Origin of the sequence: Streptomyces sp. Alt3, assembly GCF_030719215.1 — a bacterium.
Taxonomy (GTDB): Bacteria; Actinomycetota; Actinomycetes; order Streptomycetales; family Streptomycetaceae; genus Streptomyces; species Streptomyces glycanivorans.
On record NZ_CP120983.1, the window covers coordinates 2,786,129 to 2,797,785 of the forward strand.

Sequence of the window (11,657 nt, forward strand, 5' to 3'; positions counted from 1 at the left end):
GATACGCAGGCTGATGACGGCGGAAGCGTGGCCGACGACCATCTGGACCTGCTTGACGCCCGCCCCTCCTGCGACGAGCGCGGCGGCGTGGGGGGTGCGCGGCCATCTCCACCGCGCCACGCCTTCCGGCCACGCCAGTGGTCGTGAGGTCCGAAGAGGGCAGTCGGCACCGCTGAAGGCGTGGTCAGATGCTCTCGCAACGTCTTCTAGGAGTAGTTCCACTCTTCGCTGGGCAGCGAGTGCCACAGGTCGAGCCAGCTGTGGAGCAGGAAGAGCGGTCGGCTCAGGACGACGTCGCCGGCCCGCTGGGACCGGATCGCCAGGCCGAGGTCGGCGAGGACCGGATCGGCGGCGGGGCTGTAGGTCAGGCTCCCGGGCGGCATCGTCGTGCGGCGGACGAGCCAGTCCTCCACGTGGGAAGGCAGGCAGCCGGTCAGAGGGGCTCCGTCCAGTCTCACCTGGGGGCCGGCAAGGGCGTCCACGGCAACACACCCGAGGCAGTCTTCCTCGAAGAGGGCCCGGATCCCACTCCTGGCGAAGTCAGCGCAGTTGAGCTGTTGGTCTTCGCCGTGACGGGAGTGGGTCAAGACGGCCGGTTCTTCGCCGAGCGCACCGGTGATCTCCCGCAAGGTCATCCCGAAACGCAAGGGACCGACTCCTACGTACGGCGTGAACGCCCACTCGGCGCGCTCCTCTTCCCTGGCTATCCGCCACGGGCCGAGGTACCCGGGCTCGCTCCCCGGATCAGCCACGGGTGGCTCGGGTGCCGGCTCGTGCGGGGCGGCTTGTGCACGTGCGGTCCGGTCCTCACACCGGCGGCCGAGTCGTTCCGGAGCCGCGGTGTCCTCGGGTTGCTCCTCCAGCCAGCGGATCGCCTGCTCCTGGCCCTCCCCGAACGGGTCGTCCGCCAGAGCGTGCGCCCGGTCCAGGGCCGCGCGGTGTTCCCTCTCCGCGGCGAGGAGACCGGTGACGTCTTCTCCCCAGGCCACGAGGCGTTCCCGGGCGATCCACCGGTAGTACGAGTCTGCGCTCACGGCGAGGATCGTACGGACGGCGGGTGCGTACCGGGGGACGGACGAGGTGAGGGCGGGGTCGGCCAGGAGCAGGGCGGTGGCCGCGAGCGCGGCCTCCTTCACCAGTCGATCATCGTCCTCGCAGAAATCCGCGATGCGGTTGTGGAGCACCGGCCGTGCCTCACGGGCAGCGGCCAGATCCTGCGCCGCCCCGACACCGTCCTCGACGTCCAGGCGGGCGATGTCGGCGAACGAAGCCAGCCAGTTCAGCAGTTCGGCGCGGAGCGGTCGGCGGCCGGCCCTGCGCTCCCACCGGTCTTCGGCGAGGGTGCGCGGATCGTCGACCAGACGAGCGACGACCAAGGCCGCCGGAGCGGTTGCCGGAAAGACCCGCGCCTGATTGAGGAGCAGCCGGTACAGATCCCCGACCGCCCGCACCCGGCGGGCCGGGGCTTTGGCGAGCACCGCGCCGAGGATGTCCGGTGTGTCGGGCACGCCGTGCCGACCTGTACAGAAGTGCGGCAACTCCTCCCAGGCGGTGCCCGCGAGTTCAACCTGTGCTGCGGGGGGCAGGGAGTCGGCGGGATCATCAGGAAGGCCCGGGGCTGTTTCGTTGATCACGGCCGCAGTGTTCCAGCCGACTCCGACATCAGGGGTGCCGATCCCTGCCACAGACAGCAGACGGCTCACGGTCACGTAAGGCGCCGATGCCCTCGCTGATTACCACAACGAGGGCATCGGTCGTCAGACGGCGCGGACTACGGGTAGCTGCGAGACCCATGTCGTCAGCTTGGTCAGGTGCTCAGGTTGCAGCCCCAGGTAGGGGTCTGGCTGAACGAGGAGGGTCGGCGTCCCCTTGGCGGTGCGCTCTGCTGCCCATTCATGGTCGAGGCTGGTGAAGTCGTCGTCGATCCAGACGGCGGGGGCGTTTGCCAGCCAGTCGTTGACGTGGTCACGTTTCCAGAGGTAGCCGTCGGGGTGGCTGGTGGTGATCTGGGGGCGAGGCAGGTCGAGGTAAGGGAAGTCGGGCAGCCCCAGGAGAGGGCCGATGATCGTGGTGGCGTCCTTGCGCCAGCTCGTGCACCACACGGGGGTGACGAGTCCGCTGGTCACGAGGTCGGTGAGAAGGCAGCCCTGGCTGGGGTCGAGCCAGATGGGGACGGGGTCGTCGGGGTGCCGGCCGGTGGGCAGGACGGTGTGGCGGACGTGGGTGGGCGGGGTGCTGCCGTCGGCGGCCGGGAAGGGGATGAGGACGCCGTCGATGTCCAGGAGCAGGTAGGGCAGGGTCATCGGTGCCTCCGGCGGTCAGCGTTTGCGGGCGGTGATCAGGAGGGTGGTGGGCCACGGGTCGCGGCGCGGGTGCCGCAGCTCCACCGCCGAGGTGACGCGCAGGCCGGTCCGGGAGAGATGAGCGCCCCAACGGCAGGCGTCGAACTCCCATCGAGCGAGGGGCAGTCGGGTGCGGTCGGGCATGGTGACGTAGTCCTCGCGCGGACGGTCGTCCGTGGATGGATGTCTTCCGGCCCGTGCCGGGTGAGGAACGGAGAAGGCCAGGACACCGCCCGGTTCCAGGCGCCGGGAAATGGCGGCGAGGAGGAGCTCGGGGGCGACGAGGCCGACGGCACCGAAGACGGAGTAGATCGTGTCGAAGGTCTGGCCGGTGGCCTGAAGGTGGTGCAGTGCGTGGCCGGCGGCGAACGTGGCGCCGTCGATGTGGCCGTAGTGGGAGCGGGCCCGGCGTACCTGGAGGCCGACCAGGTCTACGCCGGTGACGCGGGCCTGGTGATGCTTCGCGATGTGGGCCACGTTGTGGCCGGGGCCACAGCCCAGCTCCAGGACGCGTTTGCCGCACAGGTCCCGGCCCAGGATCTCGGCGCCGGGACCGATGCCCGCGTGGGTGCTCCATTCCATACGGGCCGGTGCGGCGAGGGCGTGCGCGGGGGCAGCGGCTGTGCGCTGGGCGGCATGGGCGTACCAGGGGGAGATCTGGGCGAGCACCTAGACCTCCAGGAGTTGGACCACGTCGTTCAGGTGGCGGCGGACGACGGGGATGTACGCGGGGTCCTTGGCCGGGTCGTTGATCCAGCGGATGGCCTGCTCCATGAACCACTCCACGGCCCACATGCGGTGCCAGCCCAGGGCCCATGCCTCGGCGGCCAGGCCGCCCCGGACGGCGAGGGCGTCCTCATGACCGCCTGCGGTGACGTACTGCTCCAGGAACACCCGCATGCGGAAGGGGCTCGGCACGTCGGTGGTGCCGTGGTACGAGGCGAGGTCGATCAGGCCGGGTCCGGTGAAGGCGCGGGCGAAGTCGAGGAGGTGCCAGCCGTTCTCCCCGATGTGGACGCTCGTGGGGTGGAACTCGGAGTGGACCCAGCCGAACGGGTCGAGCGTCGCCCCCTGGACACGGGCCTCTGCCGCGGCGGAGATCTTCCCCAGGGCGATCTCGATGTCGTCGCAGTCCGTCCATCGGTCGGTCTTCCGCAGCCGCTGGAGGTGGCCGAGGGCTCGGCCGGGCAGGGCAGCGAGGCCCGCCCCATCGAGGAGGGGCAGACCGCCCCCTGGGCGGGCGGAGTGGAGCATGACGGCGGCGGCGACACCGTCGACGTCGTCGGCGTCCCGTACGGGGGTGCCGAGGTCGTCCATGAGCATTCCGAGCCACTTGTCCTGCATGGCGGTGGCGTGGAGCGCGGGGACCGGGAGCCCGCGCTGGTATGCCGCCCGAAGGGCCTGCGCCTCGCAGTCGAAGGGCTTCTTGGCATACTTGAAAACGGCTGTGGTGCCGTCGGGGAAGGTGACGCGTTCGACGCCGGACATCCCCCAGACACGAATCTCGGCACGGTCGGGGAGGGGCTTGCCGACGAGGGTGCACAGGTCGTCCAGCAGGGTGGCGGACAGGCTCTGGTCCATGGGGGTCTCCAGGGGGATGGCGGGCTCCGGGGCGGGCGCGCGCGAGCTGGCCCGCCCCGGAGCCGTACTGGGGGCAGGGTTACTCGGCTGCGGTCACGCGGCGGGCGTAGACCTGCTCGATCCAGCCCGCCTTGAACTCGGCCAGGTCGTCACGGAAGTTGGCCATCGAGGCACCGTAGGGTGCGACGACGCCGCCGGACTGGTCCGGCACGGACTGGCAGCCATGCACGAGTCGGCCGCCGAGCGCGGCGTGGGCTTTGATGGACTCGATCCGGCGGTGCTCGTTGAACCAGCCGCCGTGGTAGACCTCGTCCAGCATTCCGCCCGTCGCGTCGTCCAGGTCGAAGACGACGGACGTGGCGGCGGGGAAGAACCAGCACGGGCCGACGTTGGAGATGTGCCCGTCCAGCTCGGCCTTGTTGAGCGCCATCAACGTCGCTGCCTCGCGCAGCATGCGCAGGTGGTCGGCGGTGATCTGCGGGAGGCCGAGGCCGGCCAGGTGTTCCTCGCGGAAGAGGTACGTGTACACCCCGTACGCCGCCGTCAACACGCGGGCGGCGTCGGAGGTGGACTCGCCGTGGTTCTTGATGAAGTCGAGCGCGAGCTGCTCGACCGTGCTCTCGGTCGTCTCATCCACGTCGAGGAGCTGGGCCTTCACCAACTCCCAGTCGGCGACGAGCCAGGTGCTGGACTCGAAGCGGAAGAAGTACTCGGCCGGATCGATGGTGATGCGCCGGCCGCCCACGTGGATGCCGGGCAGGCGGTTCCAGCGCGGGTCGAAGGGGTCGGGCAGCTCGACCGTGATGGTCGCGGTGTCGATGGTGGTCACCGTGTCTCCGTCTCTGATCGTCCGGGCCGGGGCATGGGAATGCCCGAGCCCGTTGGGGCGTACGGAACTTGGGAGCCGCCCGGCCCGCGATGCCGTGAGTGGGGCGGCTATCGATAAGTGAACCGTCCGCTACGCAGAGTGGGTACGGTGTGACCGAGGTCAAGCGGTATACACGGTTTACGGATCCGGAGCGGAGGCGATCGTGCCGGCACCGACCAGCGCCAACTCCCGCCTGCGCGACACGATCAACGCCGCCGGGTGCACGTATGACGCGCTCGCCAAGGACGTACGCCGCATCGCCGCCGAGAACGGCGAACTGCTCCAGACGAACAAGTCAGCCATCTCCCACTGGGTGGTCGGTGCCCGCACACCGACCGGCCAGGCAGGCCAGTACCTCGCCGAAGCCCTCTCCCGGCGGCTGGGACGCGTCGTCACCCGAACCGAGCTCGGCCTCCACTCACCCGACACGGAGTCGCCACCGGACACCGACCCCGTCACCGCGGTCACCGACCTCGGTCGCGCGGACGTCGAGCGTCGCCGCTTCCTCGCCATCGCCGCGTTCACCACGGCCGGCGTGGCCATGCCGCTTCTGCACGACCACGAAGCCACCTCGCGGATGCTCCGTGCCCGCACTGCCCGCTCCCTGGTCGGCAGCGACGACATCGACGTCGTACGGCAGATCACGTCAGCCTTCAGCGCCGCCGACGAACGGCTCGGCGGCGGGCACGGCCTGACCACAGTCACCGCATACCTCGCCGACACGGCAGCCCCCATGCTGCGCGGCCGCTTCCCCACAGAAGCCTTACGCCAAGCAGCCTTCGGCGCCGTCGCCGAACTCGCCTACCTCGCAGGGTGGAAGCACCACGACCTCGGCCACGAAGGCGCCGCCCAGCGCTACTACCAGGTCGGCTACCAACTCGCCTGCGAAGCCGACCCCCACGGCCACGCCGCCTGGATGATGCGCGCCCTCGCCCACCAGTCCCTCAGCCTCAAGCAACCCCACCACTGCGTAGACCTCGTTAGGGGAGCCCTCACCCGGGGCCTCGGCCACGTAGACGGCCAGACGGAAGCGCTCCTCCACATCACGCACGCCCGCGCCTACGCAGCGGTCGGCGAGAACCCATTGGCCGCCCGCGCCCTCCTCCGAGCCGAAGACGCACTCCTGCGCGAAGACGGGCCCCAGCCCAGCTTCTCCCGCGTCAGCGGCCCCGCCGCCGGCACCGTGGCCAGCCACACCGCCCGCACCCTGACCGACCTCGCCGACCACATCGGCACGGAACAGCAGCACCGCGACGCGCTAACCCGCTGGGACCCGGAGAAGTACAAGCGCGTCCACGCCCTCACCCACGCCGACCTCGGCGACAGCCTTGCCGCCCAGGCCCGAGCCGACGAAGCAGTCGCAGCCTGGACACAGGCCCTGGCCCTCATGGAAGGCATGACCTCAGACCGCACGCGCAAGGCCATCACCTCAATCCGCTCCACCCTGGCGGTATACCAGCGCCGCCGCGTACCCGGCGCCGCCGATCTCGCCCGCCGCGCCCGCGAGGCCCTCGCCTAACATGCCCAACAACCGCCCCGACGAAGGGAACCCCGTGGCCCAGCAGACCGACAACCGCCCCCCGGCCCTCAAGCCGGCACTCGACTCGATGACCCTGCTGGTCGCGGCCGTCATCGTCCACGACAAGGCCACCAACCGCGTCGTGCTCCTCCAGCGCAGCGAGAACGCCAAGTTCGCCCAGGGCCTGTGGGACTTGCCGGTCGGCAAGAGTGAGCCGGGCGAGCCCATCACTGAGACGGCGGTCCGCGAGCTGTACGAGGAGGCAGGACTCACGGTGAAGCCGGAGGCTCTCCAGGTCGCCCACATCATCCACGGAGCCTGGGGCGTCGAGTCCCCCAATGGCTTCCTCACGGTCGTCTTCGCCACCCACGAATGGACCGGCGAACCCGAAAACCGCGAACCCCGCAAGCACGCTCAGGTCGGCTGGGTCGACGTCGACAAAATCCCCGACAACTTCGTGGACACCACCTCAAGCGCCCTCCATCAGTACCTCGCGGGAGGCCCGGAGGTCTCCCTCGATGGCTGGCAGTAGAGGCCAACTGTGACCCGCCCAGAGCGGACCCGCTTATCACTCGTGCCGAGAAACCAAGGTGGGGGCCGCTGATGACCATCCCGAGGCCAACTCACCGTCCCGGCGCCCCCGCGCGACGCCAATGGCCTGAGGCTACGTCAGCCACCAAGGACTCAAGCTGGCGTCCGCGGTGATGGCGGACGGCGGCCACCAGGCGACGTTGCCGGGGTGACCGCAAGCGCCGCTTCAGCGGCCGCTTGCTGGCCCCCCCCTCATGGTTATGCGCCGTACGTCCAGGTCAGGCGAGCACAGTGCGACGTCATCTTTCGGATGCGGGACTTCCTTGAGAGCCGTGCCAAGATAGAAAATCGAGAGGACTCTAGAGTAGGAAAGATTTCTGTCTAATTAAGCAGGTAGCTACAGGTGTGCAAGGTCTGCCTCGGTCAGGACTCTTCCGCCAGCTGTAATGTTGGATTTTTCAATGGCCAACTTGGCTTCGGTCGTGTTCTTCGCAAATACGACAACAGCGAGTGAGTCGATTGCACGCGATACGCAAACATAGAGAAGTCGCCTAGTCCGTTCCAGAACTGATTCCTTACCCGCGGCAATGTTTCGCTTATCGGTCTCCGATAGTTCCTTGATCCCAAAAAGCTTCTCATACGAGTAAAGTTGATATTTACCCTCTTCGTCATCCAGCACAACTATGACCTTGGAAAATTCCGCTCCCTTGGTTCCATGTTGCGTGGAGTAGGGCGATTCTTGTCGAATATATTTGAAGTAAGCCGCGATCTCATCTACGTCACATCTCGTGAAAGCGCCCAAAGCCTCTCTTGTTTCCGATGTCAGCACAATATCGCGGTGCGGCCCCTCGGGCTCTAGGTAGAAGGAGAGCCGCGGGTCAGGTGCAACTAGCCCGGCGGTTACAGCTAGCGTCAGCGCCTTTCCGGTAGAGCTTGAACCGCCCTCCGAAACAACCTTGCGAAGGTCTGATACCGCGTCACGCGCAAGAGCTAGCTTTTTCTTAACATCCTGCTCTGGTGTGTCCGCATTGAAAACACCCCCGTGTTTACGGAGGGCGGCAATTACTGCTGGAGAGTCAACGCTGCCAGCCTCACAAATCGGAAGAATCACTTCCTCGAACGGTCGAAGTGGCCAGGCGCTTCCCTCGTCGAAAGTCTGCTTCAAGCTACTTGAGCCACTGTCGTGGAAAGCAGCGTAAAGATGTGCGAAACCCATACGGTTTGCCACCATGCGGTGAACGATCATGAGTATCTTCGCGCCCGAGCCATCTTCAGCCGAGTTCGCGGCCCAGCTGCCAGCATCACTGTGCTGCCCTAGCCAGGTGCGCACGTCGTCCAGTTGTTCGCTCCGTCGATCATCCGCAGGAAGCACGAAGAAAAAGAACTCTCCGTTCTTTCCATCTTCGGGAGAGCGTCCGGTCACCTGAACAATGCCGTCAGCCTCGGAGCGCACTTGATTGATAACGCTCAGAACCTTTTTCGAACTACGGAAGTTTTCCGGTTTCTCAACGCGTTCCCACCCGGCCTCTTGAGAAATCACCCCTACTCCGCGCTGAAAAATGTTTTGCATGGGGTCCCCAAAGAAACCGAGGCAGATGGCTCCTTGGGCCTGGGCATCGACAGCTTTGAGCGCCTCGACGACCTTGTGAAAGGTATCCTGGCTTTCGTCGACAAAAATAAAAGGGTACTTGCTGGCAATGATTCGCCGGAGGAGAGCGTTGTCAAGAATTAGATCGGGAACCATCGTGACAATATCCTCGTGCCCAAGGATTCCCTTTGCGTAGTCGCTCCCAATGCCATAGGAGTACCGTGCAACCTCTTGGGTCATTTGAAGCTGGATGCCGAGCTTGTTTAGGTCAGAGGAATCCTTCGCGATGGTCGTTGGACGGGTGCGCGAAGTGTATTTTTGCTGCTTCTCCTTGATCTCTCCCATCGCGTCCTCAATGTGACGGCCGACCCATAGACCTATATCCTTTTGGAACGGCCTGACGAGGGTCCATAGGTAACTGTGAATGGTGGATACGGAGACCAGAGGGCTGTTGCCCACATCTGCATGGATTTCCTTAGCCGCCACTTCGGTATAGGTAATGCAGGCGACCTGTTGGGTTCGTGCTCGTAGACGAGGGCCGTGGCGTGTCGCTGCATGATCGAGCGCCTTCACCAGGGAGGTTGTTTTACCCGAACCGGCGCCGGCAACCACGACGAAGGACTGAAGTTGGTCTCCGTCCAGGAGGCGACGCAACGTGATGTCTGCAGGCGTATCAGGCGCCGAAATTCTCGATCTCATTCTTTGTCCTTACCCTCAGTTGAGGCTTGCAGAGACTGAGGGAGCAGATGCTCGCGAAGCCATTCCAACCCGTCCATGATGTACTGCGGCGGCCTCCACGCAGTGTCTTGCTCCGCGATTAGGCCAAGGGCAAACCTTGTTTTATCGAGATTCCGAACCCGTTTGAAGAGCGCGTCATGTAGTTCGTCAAGAGTCATCTGACTTGATTTCGGGATGGACAGGCCGATTGATTTTTTTGACGGATCCTGCGTCCAAGCCAAATTTTCTAAGGCAAAAGCCTCTTCGAGAGTCCGTCCGGCCAACTCAATCGCGTCGGCCCCCCAAGCGGCAAGCCGACGAGTCTGGTAGGTGACGCGAATGTTGCCGCTGCCCCCTCCATCGCATTGCACAACTTTCTCGCTGTCCGGCAGGTCTAGCAATTCCTCAATCGTGGTCAGCTTTGGAAACCAGTGCGCGAGGGTCTCGTTTGATGTGACGGCACGAGGCACAGTAGTCCTACACGCATGTCCTCCATTGGAGTCGTTCTTCTCGGATCCTTGCTGTTCCTTTGGCTCACTGCTATCGAGATCGGTGATAGCCAGAGTTGTAATGTCTAGAAATTCCAGCAGCTCCTGAAACTTGTGCGCAAATGCCCCACCGACTTCCAGGATAGTGAGATGGCATGCCTTCAATGCGGGGAATTTGCGCTCAATGATCAGGGGCAACAATAGTCGCTCAACGTTCCCTTCGACCAAAACGGCTGCATCGGCGAAGAACAGGTCACAATGAGTGAGCTTCAAATATTGCTGCAGGAAATCGCGAGTCGCCTTTTGTTCGCCGTTATAGAAGATTGAAAGGTTCTTGACCTCGCTGCGATGTACTGCCTGTCCACTCCTATCCCGGCAGAAATAGCGAATCGGCTGAAAGCTGCTCTCGTACAAGATATGTGACGAGTGAGTAGTGACAACCATTTGGGTATGGAACCCTGGTTTGGGTTCAGGTAGGAGTTCGAACACTCTCCGAATAAATACCTGTTGGAGCTGAGCGTGAAGGTGGGCTTCCGGTTCCTCGATCATAATGAGATGTACGGGTGGACGCTGCCCCTCTGTCTCTTCCCAGGCGTGGTGGAAATCTAGGATCTCAACAGCCATGTAGATTAGGTTCTTAAATCCCAGGCCGTTGTACTGATCCGGCAGGACCTGCGATGCATCAGAAGGTGTAGTCCCATTCGCGGTAGGGAGCATGTAGTGAACGCGTGCACTTGTGCTGAGCATGTTTTGCACATTGAAAGAGGCTTTGACTACGAGGCCTGCGTTGTTAGCCCCGGGGTACCCGAGATGTTCAATGCTCTTTAGGATTGAATCAAAGGCTTGGGCAAAATGTTCGTTGAGAGCTGACTCTGAGTTAGCGATAGCGCTAAGTGCATCGAGGTCAGTTTCAAATTTCTGCAGATTGCGTTGATAGTACCTACTAAGACGTCGAGATAGGTCTTCCGCTCGACCGTGCGATTCCGCATCCGTCAGATGCCGCTGAGCGTTTAGGAAGTCGACTTTGAGGAGCGCGCTAACCAGGGCGCCGGCCCCAGAGGCATTCGTCCCAAGGTAGAAGGGGTCATACCCTACTTCAGGCATAAGTTGGGTATCGCACTTCCGTGCGTCAAGTACAAAATACTTAATCTCGTACTCATTCGTCAGTCGCTTGGTGAGGTAGTCGGTGAGGTTCAAAGGCCATGGTTGATAGGCACCGGCAGGGATCGTGGCGGGCAACCTTCTGTCATTCCTTGACTTCAAGTAGTTCGCCATCAAGGTGGAGGGGTCTCTCGGTGCATAGACCATACGCAGGCCCACGGGTTCCCCGTTCCAGTCGAGACCTGGCAATAGATCGACCACGCGATGCATATTTTCGTCGTCGACCTCGAACCAAAGATCAAAGTAGATCTTGGGAAGATCCGTCTCTGCGTTACCCTCGGCGGGGTCGAAGCTATTAAATACATCCCAGCAGTCAGCTGTGAAGTCGTAAATCTGGAAGCGAACCTTGGGGTCTAGGAATCGTTGAAATACGTGAGTCGCGGAGGTTTTGCCGCTATTGTTTGCGCCAACGAAGATTGTCGTTTTTTATCGAGGTCCACTCGGACATTCTTTAACCGGCGGAAATTCTCAACTCGAAAGGATTTAATATGCATCCGAACCCCCGGCGTCCGTCCCTCTGAATTAACTTCTAGCAGGTTGATCAGTTGTCTAGTTGCTCACTGCTGCGTGCGTCGATAAGTTCGGGCGAAGTCCGCCGCCAGGAATATCGTTCAAGCGTTCGATATCATCTTGGGCGGTCACATCTCGACTGGGCTCTTCCGCCCCCCTTCCCCCAGCGGTAGGGCTACTGAGGCTATCCGACTGCACGTCCGTGTGACCGGTGATCCCTCAATGCTCTGTTCCTCTAGGCTTGACGTTTATGGTCTGCCGTCGAACACCGGTCTCGAACTTGCTGATGATTTTGCCTAAGTTCCGGACGTAAGAGCGGCCTTCGCTTGATCCTGTGCTCCGTCACAGAGGC

At 63.6% G+C, this 11,657-nt stretch carries 9 protein-coding genes; 2 read left to right on the forward strand and 7 right to left on the reverse strand.

All coding sequences use genetic code 11. From position 1 onward, the window contains the following. Window positions 1-206 precede the first annotated feature (206 nt). From P8A20_RS11770 to P8A20_RS11790, 5 genes are all read right to left on the reverse strand, one after another. The gene (locus P8A20_RS11770; RefSeq protein WP_306103472.1) at window positions 207-1,634 is read right to left on the reverse strand and encodes a hypothetical protein; all 1,428 of its coding nucleotides are present in this window, start codon (window positions 1,632-1,634) and stop codon (window positions 207-209) included. Between the two features lie 123 nt (window positions 1,635-1,757). Further along, a complete protein-coding gene (locus tag P8A20_RS11775; RefSeq protein WP_306103473.1) occupies window positions 1,758-2,303 on the reverse strand; it encodes an HAD domain-containing protein in 546 nt (181 codons plus the stop codon). 15 nt (window positions 2,304-2,318) lie between these two features. Continuing rightward, on the reverse strand, window positions 2,319-3,011 hold the full coding sequence (locus P8A20_RS11780) for a class I SAM-dependent methyltransferase (protein ID WP_306103474.1): 693 nt from the start codon (window positions 3,009-3,011) through the stop codon (window positions 2,319-2,321). Next, complete coding sequence (locus P8A20_RS11785) at window positions 3,012-3,923, reverse strand: BUD32 family EKC/KEOPS complex subunit (protein WP_306103475.1); 912 nt, start codon at window positions 3,921-3,923, stop codon at window positions 3,012-3,014. A gap of 79 nt (window positions 3,924-4,002) precedes the next feature. Next, window positions 4,003-4,752: a hypothetical protein gene (locus P8A20_RS11790; protein WP_306103476.1), complete on the reverse strand. Its 750-nt coding sequence runs from the start codon at window positions 4,750-4,752 to the stop codon at window positions 4,003-4,005. A gap of 202 nt (window positions 4,753-4,954) precedes the next feature. Here P8A20_RS11790 and P8A20_RS11795 point away from each other — a divergent pair, with 202 nt between their 5' ends. Beyond that, on the forward strand, window positions 4,955-6,310 hold the full coding sequence (locus P8A20_RS11795; protein WP_306103477.1) for an NsdA family TPR-like regulatory protein: 1,356 nt from the start codon (window positions 4,955-4,957) through the stop codon (window positions 6,308-6,310). A 1-nt stretch (window position 6,311) separates the two neighbouring features. Then, window positions 6,312-6,842: an NUDIX domain-containing protein gene (locus P8A20_RS11800; protein ID WP_124274636.1), complete on the forward strand. Its 531-nt coding sequence runs from the start codon at window positions 6,312-6,314 to the stop codon at window positions 6,840-6,842. 396 nt (window positions 6,843-7,238) lie between these two features. Here P8A20_RS11800 and P8A20_RS11805 read toward each other — a convergent pair whose 3' ends face one another. Beyond that, the gene (locus tag P8A20_RS11805) at window positions 7,239-9,128 is read right to left on the reverse strand and encodes a UvrD-helicase domain-containing protein (RefSeq protein ID WP_306103478.1); all 1,890 of its coding nucleotides are present in this window, start codon (window positions 9,126-9,128) and stop codon (window positions 7,239-7,241) included. After that, a complete protein-coding gene (locus P8A20_RS11810) occupies window positions 9,125-10,873 on the reverse strand; it encodes an ATP-dependent nuclease (RefSeq protein WP_306103479.1) in 1,749 nt (582 codons plus the stop codon). The genes P8A20_RS11805 and P8A20_RS11810 overlap by 4 nt, the downstream gene beginning before the upstream one ends. Window positions 10,874-11,657 lie beyond the last annotated feature (784 nt).

Coding starts and splice junctions, on each gene's coding strand:
- P8A20_RS11805 (WP_306103478.1), bottom strand. CDS start 9,128: ATGAGATCGAGAATTTCGGCGCCTGATACGCCTGCAGACATCACGTTG.
- P8A20_RS11775 (WP_306103473.1), bottom strand. CDS start 2,303: ATGACCCTGCCCTACCTGCTCCTGGACATCGACGGCGTCCTCATCCCC.
- P8A20_RS11785 (WP_306103475.1), bottom strand. CDS start 3,923: ATGGACCAGAGCCTGTCCGCCACCCTGCTGGACGACCTGTGCACCCTC.
- P8A20_RS11800 (WP_124274636.1), top strand. CDS start 6,312: ATGCCCAACAACCGCCCCGACGAAGGGAACCCCGTGGCCCAGCAGACC.